The 19062-nt window shown below is 53.6% G+C and carries 11 protein-coding genes; 7 read left to right on the top strand and 4 right to left on the bottom strand.

The annotated features are described in order from the left end of the window. Positions 1–125: 125 nt before the first annotated feature. Positions 126–908, bottom strand: coding sequence for a CPBP family glutamic-type intramembrane protease (locus tag Q31b_RS13495; protein ID WP_146600214.1), 783 nt, complete (start codon positions 906–908; stop codon positions 126–128). Between the two features lie 781 nt (positions 909–1689). Here Q31b_RS13495 and Q31b_RS13490 point away from each other — a divergent pair. The 3 genes from Q31b_RS13490 to pyrE all read left to right on the top strand — a co-directional run bounded on the left by Q31b_RS13490 (position 1690) and on the right by pyrE (position 5461). Next, on the top strand, positions 1690–3321 hold the full coding sequence (locus Q31b_RS13490) for a fumarate hydratase (RefSeq protein WP_146600213.1): 1632 nt from the start codon (positions 1690–1692) through the stop codon (positions 3319–3321). 138 nt (positions 3322–3459) lie between these two features. Then, positions 3460–4806: a L,D-transpeptidase family protein gene (locus tag Q31b_RS13485; protein ID WP_231617551.1), complete on the top strand. Its 1347-nt coding sequence runs from the start codon at positions 3460–3462 to the stop codon at positions 4804–4806. Between the two features lie 97 nt (positions 4807–4903). Next, entirely contained in the window at positions 4904–5461 is a 558-nt protein-coding gene (gene pyrE, locus Q31b_RS13480; protein ID WP_146600212.1) for an orotate phosphoribosyltransferase, read from the top strand. Positions 5462–6057: 596 nt separating this feature from the next. Here pyrE and Q31b_RS13475 read toward each other — a convergent pair. Beyond that, positions 6058–7410, bottom strand: coding sequence for a Gfo/Idh/MocA family oxidoreductase (locus Q31b_RS13475; protein WP_231617550.1), 1353 nt, complete (start codon positions 7408–7410; stop codon positions 6058–6060). A gap of 249 nt (positions 7411–7659) precedes the next feature. Between Q31b_RS13475 and Q31b_RS13470 the strand changes: the two genes are divergently transcribed. Next, complete coding sequence (locus Q31b_RS13470; RefSeq protein WP_146600210.1) at positions 7660–8529, top strand: RAD55 family ATPase; 870 nt, start codon at positions 7660–7662, stop codon at positions 8527–8529. Between the two features lie 56 nt (positions 8530–8585). Here Q31b_RS13470 and Q31b_RS13465 read toward each other — a convergent pair whose 3' ends face one another. Beyond that, positions 8586–10139: a divalent metal cation transporter gene (locus Q31b_RS13465; protein ID WP_146600209.1), complete on the bottom strand. Its 1554-nt coding sequence runs from the start codon at positions 10137–10139 to the stop codon at positions 8586–8588. A gap of 514 nt (positions 10140–10653) precedes the next feature. Here Q31b_RS13465 and Q31b_RS13460 point away from each other — a divergent pair. Further along, positions 10654–12372, top strand: coding sequence for a BBP7 family outer membrane beta-barrel protein (locus Q31b_RS13460; RefSeq protein WP_146600208.1), 1719 nt, complete (start codon positions 10654–10656; stop codon positions 12370–12372). A 155-nt stretch (positions 12373–12527) separates the two neighbouring features. Continuing rightward, positions 12528–16862, top strand: a complete 4335-nt coding sequence (locus tag Q31b_RS13455; protein WP_146600207.1) for an SdrD B-like domain-containing protein — start codon at positions 12528–12530, stop codon at positions 16860–16862. A gap of 407 nt (positions 16863–17269) precedes the next feature. Here Q31b_RS13455 and Q31b_RS13450 read toward each other — a convergent pair whose 3' ends face one another. After that, positions 17270–17941 carry an ankyrin repeat domain-containing protein gene (locus Q31b_RS13450; protein ID WP_197171491.1) on the bottom strand — a complete coding sequence of 224 codons (672 nt, stop codon included), beginning with the start codon at positions 17939–17941 and terminating at the stop codon, positions 17270–17272. 219 nt (positions 17942–18160) lie between these two features. On the opposite strand from Q31b_RS13450, the gene Q31b_RS13445 reads away from it, so the two are divergent. Continuing rightward, entirely contained in the window at positions 18161–18592 is a 432-nt protein-coding gene (locus tag Q31b_RS13445; RefSeq protein ID WP_146600205.1) for a peptidylprolyl isomerase, read from the top strand. Positions 18593–19062 lie beyond the last annotated feature (470 nt).

Below are 19062 nucleotides of genomic sequence, written 5' to 3'. Positions count from 1 at the left end.
AATCAACCGGCACTTCCAAAGAATGAGTGGTTGAAGAAAGTGCCGAACAAGGTTTTTCCTGACATGCTTTGCACCTCAAGCGAGCTGGCTGGCCGTTTGGTCGCAGACACCATCTGCCGCTCGTATTAGACGAAATACCACAATGACATTCTTTCGCTAAGACAGATTGCCGCGATCAAGATCGCGGCGTTGGTTGCTGCGTGAACGACGATCAACGCGAACAGATCTTTGCGGTAGTAGAACCACAGCATCGTTAAGACCGCCCATGGAAGCATCACCCACCATTCCCATGGCAAATGCGTCGCTAAAAAGACAAGGACAACGACGGCAAAACTCTTCCAAGTGAACTTCGCAATGGGGACCGATCGAAAGTCATCACCGCTTTCGTACTCCTCAACATATCGGGGCAGAAAACTTCGCATGAACAATTCTTCCATCCACGGCGTTGTGATCGCGTAGCCAAGCATTCGCAAAGTCAACACCAACGGAACCAACGCCTTGCCAGCCATCTCAGGATTGAACGCGCCATCGGTACCGGGACGAAGGTTCGGAAATAGCAAGTAAGGCACCATCCACATTGCCGCCAGAAGAACGCCAATCGCAATGTCGACAATCGTCATCGCACTCAAGGAAACCCGGAGTTCGGGATAACTGCCTTTCCACCTAAAGTAAACCAGGATCGAAAGCGGGACAAAGACGCGAGCACAAAGCATTGCCAAGCCGAGCGAATGACTCGACGCGTCGCTAATTCGAGCTGAGACTTCCGAGAGTATCAAGAACGAGAACATTGGCAACAGATAGGGCCAATAACCCGACCCCGTGTCGGTAGGATTCTCCTTGATAGGATTCGTGGCTGGATTGGGTGAAGACTGCAATTCATTTGCCTGATAAGAGTCGTAGTGGGTCATAAGTATAATCGAAAAAGAGCTTGCACGTCGTTCGGTAAGGGGCCCACTCGCTGCATCATGCGAGCTGTGTCACATCGACGGCCCGTTAGCCACGGTTCACACGACAAATCACGCAGCCGTGGCTATCGGCCTGCTGATTTAATCGGTTTGACTCGACTTATCGTTTAACGCCAAGCCGTAGGCGACCGCTTATAGAAAAGCTGACGCCTTCGGCTAAGCGTTAAACGATTAAATCAGCAGGCCGCTATCGGCAAAACGGCTAATGAATCATCCGGGATAGCGCTCTCAAGCTGCGTTTGGAAGAAGCCATTAAGTCTTTGACTCAGCTGAACTTAATAACGGCAGGACCGGTTTGCCGGGATGGCAAAGAAAAAGCCTTCGACTTGGGTTGATACGCATGTGGCCCGAACGCAGCGAGATCACCCGATGGCGAACCTGATTCTCGCCACGACTCGGCAAGGGTCACAAACATCCGTTGTCTTCGCCCCTTCTAGGATCGGTGCTTTTTGTTCTTTCGAGTACCGGGGTTCTAGTACCAGGGTACGTTGCTGCCAGGGTACGCTGCTTGGCAGCACCTCCCGCTACCATTTGCGACCTTTTCAGGATCATTGCGACGAAGACGAAGGGGGGCGCAACGACGGTTTTAGCAAAGCCGACAACTGGCAGGTCATCACGAACAACTTGTCGCACCTTAACGCCCCTTGCTGCAAACCTCTCGATTCTCGACAATTGCAAATCAACCGTTTTCTATCGCAAATCCTAAATCTCAATAGAATCAGTCATGTCCAATCCTGAATTCGTTTATCAAGAGCTCTTCGAGTTTTCCGCTGACAAAACCGAGTACCGGAAGTTGACGAGTGAGCATGTCAGCGTCAAGGAATTTGACGGCAAATCGATGCTTTGCTTGGAACCGGAAGCGTTGACGCTCTTGAGCCAGCAGGCGTTCCATGACATTAATTTCTTCCTTCGTCCCGCTCATCTAAAGCAAGTCGCTGCGATATTAGACGACAAAGAAGCGTCCGAAAATGACCGCATGGTCGCGCTCACGATGCTGAAAAACGCGGACGTTGCTAGTGCGGGGGTGTTACCGTTTTGCCAAGATACAGGCACGGCCATCGTCATGGGCAAGAAAGGGCATCAAGTTTGGTCACAGGGTGACGAGCAGGCTTTATCGCGAGGGGTTTTCGAGGCATACACCGAAAACAATCTTCGCTATTCGCAAAACGCTCCGCTGACAATGTGGGATGAAAAGAACACTGGCACCAATTTGCCCGCCCAGATTGATTTGGGAGCCTGCGACGGCGATGCCTACAAGTTTCTGTTCGTTGCGAAGGGTGGTGGATCGGCGAACAAGACGTTCTTGTATCAAGAGACGCGTGCGATTTTGAACCCCAAAACGCTGGTCGGCTATTTGACCGAAAAAATGGAAACACTCGGCACGGCAGCTTGCCCGCCTTACCACTTGGCCTTTGTCATCGGCGGAACGTCTGCCGAAACCAACTTAAAAACGGTCAAATTGGCATCGACAAAGTATCTCGACAATCTCCCCACGAGCGGAAATGCTCAGGGCCGCGCTTTCCGAGACGTTGAATTGGAAGCGGAACTGCTCGAAGCGGCACAGAAGTGCGGCATCGGTGCTCAATTCGGTGGTAAGTATTTCGCCATTGATGTTCGCGTTATCCGGCTCCCACGGCACGGTGCGTCGTTGCCCGTCGGGATCGGTGTCTCCTGTAGTGCCGATCGCCAAGCAAAAGGAAAAATCACAGCTGAAGGAGTCTTCTTGGAGCAATTGGAATTTGAACCACTGAAGTACATCCCCGAAGAACTTCGGCATCGCAAAGATGAGGGAGCCGTTCGCTTGGATCTCGATCGACCAATGTCCGAGATTTTGGCGGACTTGAAAAAATACCCGATTCAAACACGGTTGATGCTTTCAGGACCGATCATTGTCGCTCGGGACATCGCCCATGCGAAGCTGAAAGAGCGGCTCGATTCGGGTCAACCGTTGCCCGATTACTTGAAGCAACACCCCGTGTATTACGCTGGCCCCGCTAAAACCCCCACCGGAATGCCAAGCGGATCGTTCGGGCCGACGACTGCGGGACGGATGGACGCCTACGTCGATCTGTTTCAAAGCAATGGAGGCAGCATGGTCATGATTGCAAAAGGGAACCGAGGACGCCAAGTCACCGAAGCGTGCCACAAGCATGGCGGATTCTATCTGGGCAGTATCGGTGGCCCTGCTGCGATTCTAGCAAAAGAAAATATTCGCAAAGTCGAAGTGGTTGAATTTTCCGAACTTGGCATGGAAGCCGTATGGAAGATCGAAGTCGAAGATTTCCCTGCCTTTATCCTCGTCGATGACAAAGGCAACGACTTCTTCGAAAGCGTCGGTTCAGGGTGTGCTCATTAGGAAACTGCTATAGCTTTCGCTTGACAAAATGAGCTACGGTGCGAATTGAACCGTCGCAGCCGTTATGCGACGACCCCCATTTCGCTTCATTTTGCCCATTGTCGGCTTGCTTTTCGAGCCGGATCATGGAGGAAAGCTGTGCAAACCGTCAAAACCGCTGCCATCGTCGTTCTACTGATGACAGTCATGTACGCTGCCTACACCTCGTTGACGACCCCACCCGATTCGTTGCCACCTGAGATTTCAAAATTGGTGATTGATGAAGGAGGTTTCGATATCGAAAGCGGGCTACCCGATTCACTTGCAGCCCTCGATGTCGATCCTGGCACTCCCCAGCCATCAACGTTCGCTGACTCGGAAGAGATTCCAACATTTGGTGCATCTTTTGACGATAGCATTGAATCATCAACCGAGACGTACACGTTCGACGAAGGCGTTTCGGCGCAGCTTTCGGATGCCGAGCAGGGCTCCGACCTAACGGTACGCCAACCAGGCGAAGAGGAGAATCGACCGCGAGCCTCCGTTCAAGCAAGCTTGGCTTCTGCGACGAGCCGTAGTGGGTCGACACCAACGGGAACTTCGACTCCCATCGAATATCCGTCGACCGGCATGTCATTTGAGTTGCCGATGCCTGACGCTCCGGATGGTTCCAATGGGGACCCCATCGGTATCGATTCAACACCGATGGCGAATCTTCCCCCTGTCGATATTGAACAAGAACAATCGTCCGTTGAACGATCGAATCCGAGCGACTCCGCCTTGGCTGAGCAGGTTTCGGCTAAACCGAATCGCGGGCTGGCGAACGCCATTCAAACCGCCGACGCTCAATATGCTGCGGATCAACGCAAAGAAGCTCTGGCGACTCTCAGCCTGTTCTACAACACACCGAACCTGAGCCAAACGGAACGCTCCGAGATGCTGGGCCGACTTGACGCCTTGGCAGCGGAGGTTATCTATTCCAAGCAGCATTTGCTCGAACAACCCTATCGCGTCGGGCACCACGAAACCCTGATGCAAATTGCGGTTCGTTACGAAGTTCCTTGGCAATTACTCGCCAACATCAACGGTGTCGACGACCCGATCACCGTGCTGCCAGGTACCGAATTAAAAGTCGTTCGCGGCCCGTTTCGTGCGGAAGTCAATTTATCGACACAAGAGTTGACTCTGTTTCTGGGCGACCTGTATGCCGGCCGATTCCCGATTGCCGTCGGTAACGATCCGACACCGAAAGCGGGCACATTCACGATTCAGGACAAGCAAGCCGAACGAACGTTCTACGATGCGAACGGCAATTCCGTGCCTGCAGGGGATCCCAACAACCCCTACGGGACCCTGTGGCTCGATCTCGGCAGTCAATTGTGTATCCACGGCAGTCCCTATGCGACGAAGCCGACTCCGCACGGTTGTATCAGCGTTGCATCAGACTATGCCGACGACTTGTACGGTATTTTGACACAAGGCTCATCGGTGACGATTCGCCGATAGTAGTTTGAGGGTCTTGTCGGGCCGCTTGCAATGGGCAATAAATGACATTGCTTAACCACAACCGATTCTATCGGGATCCGACTCCACTGAGACCCTCATGAAATACGACCGCAGTGCATTAATTGATCTCCTCCGCCGCGAAGCTCTTAGCCGAGGCGACTTCACGTTGGCGAGCGGCAAGAAAGCGAGCTACTATCTCGATTGCCGAAAAATCACGTTGCATCCCCAGGGAGCCAATCTGATCGGTTCGGGAATGCTGCAGGTGATTCAAGATTCTGAAACAATGCCGGACGCGGTCGGCGGAATGGCAATCGGTGCGGACCCGATTACCGCTTCCATCGTGACAATCGCAGGCCAACAAAACTTGCCGTTAAAAGGTTTCATGGTCCGCAAAGAAGCCAAAGGGCACGGGACCGGGAAACAGGTTGAAGGCCCGGTCGAGCCTGGACAATCCGTCGTCATTGTCGAAGACGTCATCACAAGTGGTGGAAGTGCGATTCAAGCGGCCGAAGCTGCCGAAGCGTTTGGGTTAAAAGTGCTCTACGTCATCGGTATTATCGATCGGCTCGCAGGCGGTGCGGAAGCATTCGCGGCGAAAGGTCTTGAACTGAAAGTCTTGACGACGATTCGGGATTTCGGGATTGAACCGGAATAGTGCCGCTTGGCCAGACGATAGCTTTCCTGGTCGATTGGTTTGATACACTTATTTTGCCGCGATGACCCGCCAAAAATGCGGTTTGCAGCAAAGGTTTGTATAGCTTTCAAGCTTCGTTTGCCGATAAGTTAGATTAAGGTGCATCGATGCATCTCCCACCTGACTTCCCGACCTTAGTTAACCACCATGATCTGCGAATCTAGAACGGCTTCGTTTTCAAAATTAAGATGGCGAACCTCCGCCTCGATCCTATTTCTTTCGACACTCCTTACTTGCTCGACCGGTTGCCGATCCACAATCGGAGAATTGCCGGGTTGGGCAAAACCGGGGATTCATCTTGGAAAACTTCACGACAGCCCCGTTAAGCTGGTGCCGTCTTCCTACGCTTTCCTGCCGTGGTCGAAGTCAAAACCAGCTCAATTACCCTTTAGCAAATCGAACGATCAGCTTGCTGCCAACTCCATCGAAGCGGATTCGAATTCCGCAAGCAAGCAATCGTAGGGCGTGCCGCAGAGGATCTTGTAAAGATCCGCTACGATGCAAGGACCAGGATCTTTAACAAGATCCACTACGATACAAAGTCACCTTGTGGCCAACTATGCGAACGGGTTGTATTCGCCAGGCACAGGGATCGGGTACTTTCCATCCGCATCTGGGGTTGCGGAAGGGGGCACAGGCGAATCGATAGTGTATTCGTCAATTCCGGGTGCCAAGTCGCGTCCTTTTTCAAACAGTTCGTCCCACTTGAGCACCTTTCCACTGTAGCAAGCTTCGCGACCGAGAATGGCGCAGAATGTTGAATGAGCGCCGTACTCACCCTCGTTATAAATCTCACCACGCATGAGCGCCTCGATCAAATCGTGCTGCTCCTGTTGGTGGCCGCCAAGTTTCTTGCCCGAGAACGCCCAAGCGTTTTCGCCATCGATCATGCCAGCAGGATTTGCGGTCCCTTTTGAGCCATGAGCAAACTCGGAAACCTCCGTCCATGCACCTTTCAAATGACGTCCTTGACTGAACATCTTGGTGCCATCGGCGAACGTGTACTCGCAAAACGTGTGATCGAAAATCTGTGACTTGGTCGGATCGCCGCCAACACGTTGCTCGCGTCCGCCCATGCCGTTGCACTCAACCGGATACGCACCCTTGACCCAACATCCGACATCCAGATTGTGGATATGCTGTTCGACAATCTGATCGCCACAAACCCAATTGAAGTGATACCAATTGTTGCACTGGAACGCCATTTCCGATTGGTTTTCCTGGCGGTTGCGATACCAAATCCCCCCACCGTTCCAATAGACACGCTGGGCTATCACGTCGCCAATCGCACCATCATGGATTCGCTTGACGGTTTCGATGTATTGAGGCTCATGGCGTCGTTGCAGTCCAATGCCAACCATCAAATTCTTTCGCTTCGATTCTTCGACCGCTGCTAAAAAACGGCGGACCCCAGGTGCATCCGTTGCGACCGGTTTCTCCGAGAAAATGTGCTTGCCCTTTTCAACGGCATACTCAAACTGCTGAGGCTTGAAACCGGGTGGGGTCGCAATCACGACTAAGTCACAATCCACATCGATCGCCTTCTTGTATGCATCAAGACCTGAAAAGGTTTGCTCAGGCGAAACGGCCACCTTCTCACCATGCTTCCGGGCGAGTCCGCTGACCATGCGATCGGCATTGCCCTGAAAGGCATCGGCGACGGCCACCATTTTGACGTTGCCTTTCGTGTTCATAATATTGTTGGCTGCACCACTACCGCGTCCGCCACAGCCGACAACGACAAACTTGATTTGGTCGCTGCCGCCCGCGTGAGCCGTTTGGGCAATCGAAGGCTGCACAATGTTTGTCGCGATGCCGACACCCGCTGCAACGGCAGTGCTCTGCTTCAAAAAATTCCGTCGCGACGGTTTCGTCGTCGTGGGCTGGCTCTTCATGGGCTGACTCTTCATGGGCTGGCTCGTTGTAGGCTGGCTTGTTGTAGGCTCGTGTGTCGTGGCACGGCTTGAGGACGATGGGGAGAATGAACTATTCTGCATCGGTGGGTTCCTATTTGTCGATGGGTTAGGCGGGAAGGTTCAAATGGTTGTGCAGCCATTCGCTTAGTATAAGCACCGTCGCATAGCGTGTCTTGTCACCTTTATCCGTTCTCCTCATTATTTTCCTCCTCATTATTTTCAAAGGGTGTAAAAAACAATCGAATGAAAAAACGCTTAAAAACCGGAATTGATCGGCTCGATACGATGCTTGGTGGTGGTCTAATTCCAGGCACTCTGACAGTCGTCATGGGCGCTTCGGGGATAGGAAAGACGCAGCTTGGCATTGCTTTCGCCAACCAGGGTGGGCATCAGGAGCAACATCGTGGAATCTTTTTTGATATGACCGCACGCGGCGATTCCCAAAACCATGCCGAATATGCCCGTCGGCTTTTCGATTGGGAGCTACGGTCGGCATCGAGCGGCGACACCCGCCCAGACGAGCTGTTCGCAGCCCCCTCTGCGGATCAGATGATGCACATCTTTGAAGATGCTGGACGTAGGGTAACCGCCACAGACTTGGATGCTGATCAATGGCGAGAATGGAAAGTCGAGCAGTCGCGAAAACTCGATCAGGCGATCGCCTTTTTCTATCGCCACTTCGTCCATGGCGTGCGACGATGCGTCATCGATGGCATTGAACCTACCGAATGCGTTAGCGACTCCATTCAGTTTGAGTTGTTCGACTACATCTATCACCAAATTCTTCACAAGGACCATGACTGGGTCGCCCGTGATCTGTTTCGCATCCACTTTCGTGAAAACCGCGAAAAGGTGGAAGCTCATGTGTATGATCATCGCGATATTGGATGCCTGCTCTTGGCAACCAGCCACGAAGTGATGCTCGACGACTTGCTAACTCGAAAAATCGAAAGTGGCGACCTCTTGTCAGGCGCTAACACGATTATCTTGATGGGCAAAACACGTGACGGCAATCGCATGGGGCGAGCATTGCAGGTGGCCAAACACCGTGGCAGCGTCTGCGACGAATCGATCGTCCCCTTCGAGATCGACGAGCACGGAATCAAGTTGTAACAAAAGTCGCCAAGACTTTTGTTTTTCAGCACGGACGAAACGGACAGGGACCTCAATCAATCGCCAAAGAAGAACAGAATCACGTTCGAGTAGATCTTGATTCCCGAACCAATCGTTGCCACAGCCAAAGCGACGATCAAGATCATATTGAACAAGAAGCGAGGCACCCCTGAACCAACCGCATCGCCAATGTAGCTGCGTTTATTGTTCATGATCAGGAACGTCAAGTAAGCGATTGGCAACATCGTGAAACAGACGGCGGATGCCGCAACGGGGAACCAGATTGGCAGCGAGGAAATGACGCCTAGAAGTCCGATTGCTGGAACGAGGGCAAACATGCGGAATCGCGTCTTGGTTTGCTCGAGTCCTAGCATTTCGCAGAACGTAAAACCGCAAACCACCATATGCGTACTAATCGCGCCACACGTCATTCCAATCAGTCCAAGATCAAAAATAACGCGGCCCGCGTTTTCGCCCAAGACGCCACCAAGTGCACGGGCGGCGCCAAGTGGTTTGATGGTCGTGTTGACCACATCGGCACCGTCGTAAACACCGCCCACTTTCATTGCGATAATCACGAGCGATGTGACCAATACGAACGGCAGGAACATCGTCATGCCGAGATCCCAACGGGCCAACTTCTTGTGATCCTTCCCCCAGCCCTTCTTTAAGAGAGAATACGGATACAAGAACGTCATATTGATACCAACCGCAGCGCCCAACATACCAAGCACTTGAGTGATGGTGCTATTGTTGAGCGAACCGTCAACATTCCACAGGTTCGGGATGCCATACCAACCGATAAAGCCTTTAAAGATGTCGCCAATATCTTGGGCCACCACATCGATTTTGGCCACAACGACGATGCCAAACATGATCACGACCAGGGCAATGCAGCCTCGCAAAAACCATTCGTAGACACGCACCCCTTTGGAATCGCCGCCGTAGTTAAACGTGGTGATGATATTGATAAACAAGATCAATAAACCAATCCCAAAGCTGAGCATCAATCCTGCATTGGTGAATCCCAATCCCAATGCCGTGGTTTCGCTCTTGACAGCCGATAACGAAGATTTTGCTTCAGCGATGAGCACTGGATCACTCGCCCTCTGCGCTTCTTCTAAAACCGCCGTTGCTGCGGCGACCTGTGGTTCGATACTGACGATTCCATTCAAATCACCCAAGTCACGAGCGGCACTGGCGGCTAACCCATACTGGGGGAAATGCCAGATAATGGAGGACATGATTGTTCCAAGCGCCCAAAGAATCACCAACCATTTTCCGATTTCACGTCCAAATGATTTGTACGGCCGCTCGCCCGTGGTCAATACGACATTGCTGAGGGCGCCGAGCATCATCACGCCCAAAAACATGGCAACCGGTTGCACCCACAACAGTTTGTAACCAAAGGATGCACCGGCGATTACCGAAGCTGCTGCACTTCCCGCCCCTAAGGTCATTGCACTTTGCAAGAGTCCAGGGCCGGTTCGTTTGATGTAACCAAGAGCGGACTGGGAGAACGACAGCGAATTAAGCCTCCTCAGCTCCTCGACTTCGGCACGGGTTCGATCATCAATAGAAATATCGGAGGCGGGAGTCGTTTCGGACATCTTGTTTCATTCCAGGATCGGGATCTAACCGAGTCGTTCGGTCTAGTTAGGAAGAATTTTACCAGAAGACTCATCGCCAGGAAACAGGCCCGTAAAGGTGATTGGTGTCTCCCACGCAGGCACTGGCGTGCCAACTTCCAATCTTGGGTAGAGTCGATTTTGGGTGGGGTGGGCATATCGATCGAAGATGCCCTCGGTGACCGCTATCCGCTTGGAGAGTAGAGCGGCATGGTGAGTGGGTAAGGAAATGAAATCCGACCGACACCCGACTGGCAACCTGTGCCGGTTGCGAAGACTTTTTTGATTTTTTCGATTTTTCGGCTTTTCGGTTTAGCTTCTTCCCTTTTCTGGTCGATATCTGTGGTGAGCGAGATAGTCGGCGGCCGAGTGGCCGAGCGTTTATCTCGATTCGTTTACCCGGGGGGGTGACACCACTTTCAGCGATGCTTGACATGAACCCTGTATTTTTCAGGGTTTCGGTCCTTCGCCTTCCAGAATCCTTTTGGTGAAGCCAGTGACTACAATCCTCCGCACCTCCAGTTTCACGCTTGTTTTGGCGGCATTGTTTGCCGTACCGGCAAGCGCTCAATCGTCCCAAGACTCGAATCAAGGCTTTGTTCGCAAGACCGAACGAAACGCCCGAGCAAGCTGGCAACCCGTTCGCGTTGCGAAAAACGTCGATGCCGCTGCGAATCCAGCTCCGATTCGCCGCGAGGCAAACAGCAACAGTGACGCGGCCAAGGCAAACGGTGCCGTCGGCAAAACCTATGCCGTTCGCCAAGTCGGACATGCCATCCCACACCCTCCAACCGGTCGGACCGTCTCGGTCATCGAAGGACCGATTGTCGATGGCCCCATCTACGAAGGAGAGGTCATTCAAGCACCGCTCGACGGTCAAGTCGCACTCGCTCCGATCTACGGTGAAACCGCTTGCGACGCGTTACCGATGGGCGGATGTGGTTGCGAATCGGCATCCTGTAACGGTGGCTGTGATGGCGGATGCAGTTCGCCCTCGTGCTGCAATTATTCCGCGGGATCCTGCAACAGTTGCTGTGGCGAATTGTGTGGTCCCGAAACGTGGCGCCCTTGCGTTACCCTTTGCCTACCAACCGATGGTTGGGTGTCGTTCGAATATCTGGCATGGTGGCAAGACGGGATGGAGCTACCACCTTTGGTGACGACCAGCACCAACCCCAATATCGATCAGGCCGACGCAGGCGTTTTGGGTCGAGACACGACGCGAATCTTGTTCGGTGGTGACGACGCATTAACAGACAACTTTAACGGTGGACGGCTTCGCTTCGGATTCTGGCTCGACAAGTGCCATACCTGGGGCATCGGAGCAGAATACTTCCAAATCGGCAGCGAAAGCGAATCCTTCTTCGGCAACAGTAACGGCGATCCGATCTTGGCAAGACCCTTCGTAAACATCAATCCCGCGACGGGCAGCACTCGTGAAGATTCCGAATTGGTCGCATTCGCCGGCTCCGGGAACACTCGCGTCTCGGGTTCGGTTTCAGCGCGGGCCGAAAGCGAACTCGTCGGCGGTGGTTTTCACTTCCGTCGATTGCAAGGCGGCAGCGAAGGTTGCAATCGTTGGTTGTTCGATTCGTGCGAACAACCCTATTGCTCACGAACGGAAATGCGAATTGGCTACCGCTACATGCAACTTACCGAAAGTGTCGGCGTCACCGAAAACCTGACGGGCATCAGCCCACAAGCGAACTTTGATATCAACGATTACTTCCGGACTCAAAACAAGTTCAACGGGCTTGATATCGGTTGGAACTATCGTCAGACGCGAAACAACTGGACCATCGACGGGCAACTGCGGTTGGGCGTCGGTGTGACTCACCAACGTGTCGACATCAACGGCAACACCGTGATCTCGGGTGATGCCACGAACCCCGGACAGCATACGTTTGTCGGAGGTTTGCTAGCTCAACCATCCAATATTGGATCCTACGATCGCAGCGAGTTTTCGGTGATTCCTGAGTTCAACGTCAACTTGGGCTACCAGCTGAACGACCATTGGCGAGCGATGATCGGCTACACGTTCATCTATTGGTCGAACGTGGTTCGACCGGGCGAGCATATCTCGCGAGACTTGAATCCAGGCCAATTACCGCCTGCACAAGACCCGCTTGAAGGGCTCGCTCGACCAGAATTCGCGTTTGATTCCGTCGATTACTGGGTCCAAGGAATCAGTACCGGCTTAGAATACCGCTGGTAACAGTCAAGCCGACTATAGCAATCAGCCGATAAGCCATGAGTGTAGCCGAGGCTTCCAGGCTGAGGGCGCGGCAAATTCCAGGCTAGAGGCCTAGTCTACGTACAAGCTTAATGCTTACCCCAACAAACAGTCACCGCTAGAAATACAGGACACTGATGATGGTCTGGCAAAAACTGATCAATCGTCTTGCATCGAAAAACAGATCAAACGGTTCAGCGAACAACGATATTCGAAAACGCTCCAAACGTCGTTTGCTTGTCGAGACGCTAACCAAACGAGAGTTGATGGCTGCCGATTTGGGTGCGATCAGCGGCATCGCGTTCACTGATAGCAATGGGGACGGGGTATTCGAAGCAGGCGACGTGCGGCTTGAAGGTGTTCAAGTTCAGTTGTTCCGCGATAATGGTGCTGGGAATGTGGGATCGCTCGTGACGACCGGTGCCGATGCGGACCAATTGGTGGCGACCGACTTGACCGATACCTCCGCAGCACCTGCGCCCGGCGAACCAGTGAAATCGCCTGGCGAATATCGTTTCGAGCAATTGTCACCCGGCGATTACTGGGTTGTTCAGGATGCGGTGTCGGGTCAAGAAGCTCCCGCACCGATACTCGTGACGATTAGCGAGACCGACGATGACGGGGTACGGACTCAGTTGATCGACGACTACTCAACCACCGCCGTTTCCGTCTTGGCGAACGCTTCGAATCCAACCAATGTCGACTCGGCCGCTGCATCCGAAGCGATCGGCGGTAGCCGCGATATTCAAGCGACGCGAACCAACGCATCCGGTAACATTCTCATCGAAGTCGATACGGCTCAAGACGCTCTGACGATCTCATCGGGGGGCGGTGGTGAAGGTACCGCACTGATCCAATACGACGGTCCTGACAATAGTATCACGCTCGACCCAACGGGATTGGGCGGCGTTTCCTTGTCCGCCGAAACCGCGATCGACCCACTCGACCCAGCGGGCGCACAACGACAATTCCCCGGCGCTGGAATCATTGTACAAACGCGCGCCGCCGATGCGGGGGAAACGCTCTTGCTAACCGTCTATACCGACGCAGCCAACTTTTCGACGACAACCGTCACCGTGCCCGTCGATGCAGTCAATTTCCTGGAAACCTTTGTTCAGTTTGACGCATTTACCGTCGCGGGGGGCACGGGAGCTGATTTCCGAAACGTCGGTGCGATCGAAGCGTCGAGCCAACTGACGGGTGACAATGACATCCGCGTCTCCATCGTCGAAGCGATTCGTCCCGAACCCATTGTCACAAATCTTGCCAACATCCAACCGCTGACACTCGGTGGAGACGTGTTTCTCGACAATGGTGCGGGTGCTTTTCAAAATGACGGTTTCCGCGATGGTTCCGAACCGCTAATCAGTAGTCCGATCACGGTGCAATTGTTCCGCGCGGATCAAAACCCTGCGACCGATACTCCGATCGACACAACGACCACGACTGCCGGAACCTACCAATTCGACGAAGTCGATCCTGGCGATTACGTTGTCGTGATTCCTGAGTCGAATTTTGCTGCCGCAGGACCTTTGTTCGGTCTGGCCCCCAGTACCAACGTCGCCGTCGACCCGAACAATGATGTCGACAACGATAGCAACGGATCCTATACCGCCGGTGTCGGACTCGTTACCGGAACGATCACGCTGGTAAGCAACGCTGAGCCAATCGATGATGCGGATACCGATCCGAACACCAACACGACGATCGATTTTGGCGTGTTTCCGCAAGTCGATTTATCGATCACCAAAACGATCAATCAAGCCGCGTCCGATCTACGACCTGGTGGTCAAGTCGTCTTTGACATCGTGGTCCAAAACGATTCACCAACAAGTACCGACATTGTTGCAGCTACCAATGCGATCTTTACCGATACTTTACCGACCGGCTTGTCGAACCCTGTCTTCAGCGGTTTGCCTGCGGGCGCAGGCACCCCGACCGTCAATGGACTGACCGCCAGTGTCAACCTGGGGACGATCGATCCAGATCAGGCCGGTGTGACGTTCCAAATCACCGCTGATATTTCAGCAGCATTGACGGACTCTGTCACCAACACTGCAACCGTCGAAACGGTTGACCAAGTTGATGTGGACACAACCAACAATAGTGATCCAGAGGATGTCGTCCTCGAGTCGGCTGACTTGCGTTTGATCAAAACAGGTCCAGCCACCACTCCCAATGCAGGGACACCGATTGCCTATACGATCAGCGTCTTCAATGACGCCACGGGTGCTACCGATGCCGCCGATGTGGTGGTTGTCGACACGTTGCCGGTAGGGGTCGATTTCGTAAGTGGAAGTATTGCAGGCGGTACGGGAACTCAGACGGTAACGTTCGATTCCATTACCCGCGAAGTCACCGCCCGAATCGACAATTTGGCTGCTGGCGTCGACGCCGCGGTCATCACCTTGAATGTCACGATCGATGCCGACGCACCAAGCCCGATTACCAATGCTGCGACCGTGTCGTCATCCACCTTCGATCCAGACTTGGACAACAATACGGACGATTTTGAGAACACGGTGGATCGCGTCGTTGATGTGGCGATCAGCAAGGCGGTGGAAACCGGCGATGTGGTGGTGGCCGGTGGTACGTTTACCTATGAGTTCACCGTTACCAACACCGGGCCAGGCGAGGCAAGAGACGTCACCGTGACCGATGCCTTGGCTGCGGCGCTGACGCTCGTTAGTTTTGATGCGGGCACCTCGGATGTCACCCGTGTGGCAGGCGACGACCAAAACTTGACCTTCGACGTCGGGACGCTGGGCGTCGGCGAATCGAAGTCATTCTCGATCGATGTGTCACTCCTGTCTTCCGCAACCGGGACGCTCGATAATACCGCGGTCGTGACCACCACCGATACCGATTCGGACGACACCAACAACAGCGATTCGACCAGCGATCCAATCACTCGGGACGTCGACCTCCTTATCGAAAAATCGGTCGTCATCGCTGGCGTTACCGATGGCCGCACCGACGCGGTTCCTGGTCAAGACGAATTGCTATACACGATTACCGTTCGCCATGACGCATCGAGCGTCAGCGATGCACTCGACGTGGTCATCACCGACACGCTGCCCACAGGACTGCTCGGCGACACGATCACGATCATCGACAATGCGACCGGCGATAGTAGCTCCTTCAACACCGCGAATCAAATCGCAACGGTCACGCTCGGGACCGTCGCAATCGGCCAAGTTCGTACGTTTACGATTTTGACAAACACGATCGACGAAGCGGCGACCGGAACGCTGACGAATACCGCCAGTTTGGATGATCCGGCGGACGGCGTCATCACGGCAACAGCGGAAACGACGCTAACACCCGACTTTGACGTCGTTGTCGAAAAAGAGGTCAGCAATGCCGCTCCCGAACCCGGAGCAACTGTCGTCTATACCGTCACGGTCAACAACGAAGGCCCAAGCACGGCCTCGGGAGTGATTTTGACCGATACGATTCCCGCTGGCTTGACCTTTGTCAGCGGAACGCTCAACAATCAAAATGGGACCAGCGACGGTAGTGTTGTCACGTTCCCCGCGATCACACTCGATAGCGGATCCTCGGCAACGGCGACGTTGACCTTCACCGTCGGTGCCACCGCCGCAGGCCAAATTACGAATACCGCCAGCGTCCCCGACCTCTCGGCTGCTGGCGAAAACACAATCGACAACAACTCCGATACCGCCGACATTACGGTCACGCCAGTGGTCGATTTGACCGTCAGCAAAACCGTCAGTTCAAGTAATGCAAAAGCAGGCGATACACTAACCTACACCGTCACCGTTTCGAACGCTGGACCATCGACCGCGGCAGCCGTCACGGCCGTGGATACCTTGCCAGCCGGTGTCACCTTTGTGAGTGGGACAGGGCCTAACGACGAAACACTATCCGCAGCAAACGGAGTCGTTACCGTCAACGGCGGCTCTCTCGCCAGTGGTGATGACTACACGTTCACGATTCTGGCAACCGTCAACGCTGGCGTGACCGCAACTCAAGTCAACTCGGTCGCGGTCAGTACGACGACGAACGAATCGGACACAGACAACAACTCGGCAAGTGCCTCGACGACGGTCGATCCGCAAACGTCAACCATCGACGGCTTCGTCTTCATTGATGCAAACAATAACAGCCAATTCGATGCTGGCGAAACACCTGTTTCGGGGGTCACGGTCGAGCTGACGGGAACCGATGCGTTCGGCAATACGGTTAGCGTTCAAGATACGACCGGCGCAGACGGCTTGTACGAGTTCGACAATCTGTTCGCTGGGACTTACCAAGTGCAACGAATCGATCGTCCTGACAACCTGCGTGACGGCGGCGAGCAAGCGGGAACGGGTGCCAACGCGACCATCGATGCCGTCGACAATGCGTTCACCGCTTTAGGCTTAGAGTCAGCCGATGCTGCCGAAGATTTTAACTTCGGCTTGCTGACAGGATTCATATCGAAACGAGACTTTTTGGCATCTTCATGATCGCGATTCAGCGAAGCACGCAGAACACGTCAAGTTTGGACGACCGTTAACGGGAGCCGGTGAGAAACGTTCGACCAAGCAATGACGTAGCGTGTTTTCGAGAGTCGCGACCTGAGCCAGAAAGTAAGAACGCTCGGCCACCGGGGGGAGGCCGAGCGTTTTTTCGTTTTTTGAATGGAGAGCATTTTGCTTTCAGACGTGGCTGGGGCTTCCAGCCCCAGTACGGTTTTCACTGCGGCTCGAAGCCACGAAACGCACAGCCCACGGCATTTCGTAACTTGCCCTCACGGTTGTAGGAGTGGAAAATGTCCATCCCTATCGGGAAACGCTTCGCGGGGGAAACGCATTGAGTTTTGTTCTTTTTGATGGGCGAACTTTACGGTGCCAACAAAAGAGATCAATATCGCTCAGCTTTTGGTTAGCAATTCCACCACATCGGCGTGGCCGTTTGCTCTGGCAAAATCGGCACTGTCTTCGCCATCGATGTCTTTCGCGGTCTTGTCAGCTCCCTTTTCTAACAAGTATTTGACGATTCGCGTTTGACCTTCCGAGGATGCAAACATCAAAGGACTCCAATGCTCGACGTTGTCGACCACATTGATCTCGGAACGATGATCCACGAGCAACTTGACCACCTCCAAGCTCGAACCACTCGACGCATAAATCAGTGCGGTCCGTCCGAATGAGTCTCGCGACTTGACGCTCGCTTTCGCATCCAAGAGCGATTGAACGGCTGCGGTATGACCATTGAAACTCGCCAGCATCAATGCGGTCCGCTCGTCTGCATCCGCCCGATCGGCTTGATCAGGATAGGCTTTGAGGAACTCATTGAGCGGTTCGGTTTCCCCTTCAAATGCGGCCTGATGAAATTCTTCGAACGTGGGAGTGTCCTGCGAAATTGCCTCGCCTTGCGGCGTTGCCGTGTCAATGGACTCTTCGGTTATCAACGCGGCATCGGCGTCCGCGGCTTGATTCGTCGCTGGTTCCATCGAAGAGGTCGCCGGTTGCGGCGACTCTTCATGACTGCATCCAGACATCGCCCAAAGCGAAAGGGCAACGATTAAGCTTCGGGAATTCAAAAGGCATTTCATCGATTCAAAATCACTAAATATTTGGTCAAACGGCTACGAACGGACGCATCCATCATACTCACTCGATCGCAGCTTGTCTTTACAACGTCTCTACACCGGTTTCTAGCCAGCAAGGCCCCCCGGGTAGCACAAAAATAGCGAGAACGTTAGGCTGATGTTTCGTCAAACAACCCAACATTCTTTAAAACTCGCTATACAAAAAGAACCATGAAAGTAGCTACCTTCGAGACGGACAAAGGCACCATTCGCATTGAATTGTTCGATGACAAGACGCCAAAAACCGTCGAAAACTTTGAAACATTGTGTGCCAAAAACTATTACGACGGGCTAACGTTTCACCGAGTGATTCCCGACTTCATGATCCAAGGTGGCTGTCCTGAAGGCACTGGCACCGGCGGGCCGGGTTATAAATTCGAAGACGAGTTTCATCCTGAGCTCAAGCATGATTCGGCGGGCATTTTGTCGATGGCAAACGCCGGGCCGAACACCAACGGATCACAGTTCTTTATCACCCATCTGCCAACGCCACACCTCGATGGTCGTCATAGCGTTTTCGGCAAAGTCATCGAAGGGCAAGACGTTGTCGATGCGATCGAAAAAGGTGACAAAATGACGACCGTGCGAGTCACCGAAGCCTAACGCGACGGAGCCACCAATCGCATTGGGGCTTGTTAAAGATCCTGCCGCGACGACATCCGCGATCGCTGCGTTTGATAATTGCAGGACAGGATTTCATCCTGTCTGCTTTGTCTAGGCAGGTTAGAAACCTGCCGTGGCCTAGTGCGAGAAACCGTAAGTTCCATCCGGTCGCATGCGCCCGGAAAGCGGGTACTGATGGGGCTGCTTTCGGGGCACCCGCGGCTAGCGGGCTGTCGAGTCAATCGTTTAACGCTTAGCCGAAGGCGTCAGCTTTTCCATAAGCGGTCGCCTATGGCTTGGCGTTAAACAACAAGTCGAGTCAAACCGATTCAATCGTTTAACGCTTAGCCGAAGGCGTCAGCTTTTCCATAAGCGGTCGCCTATGGCTTGGCGTTAAACAACAAGTCGAGTTAAATCGACAGCCCGCTAGCGCCGTCGGCTCACACAATGGACGGAACTTACGGTTTCTA

This window comes from Novipirellula aureliae, assembly GCF_007860185.1.
Classification (GTDB): Bacteria; Planctomycetota; Planctomycetia; order Pirellulales; family Pirellulaceae; genus Novipirellula_A; species Novipirellula_A aureliae.
This window is presented reverse-complemented; position numbering and strand designations above follow the sequence as displayed.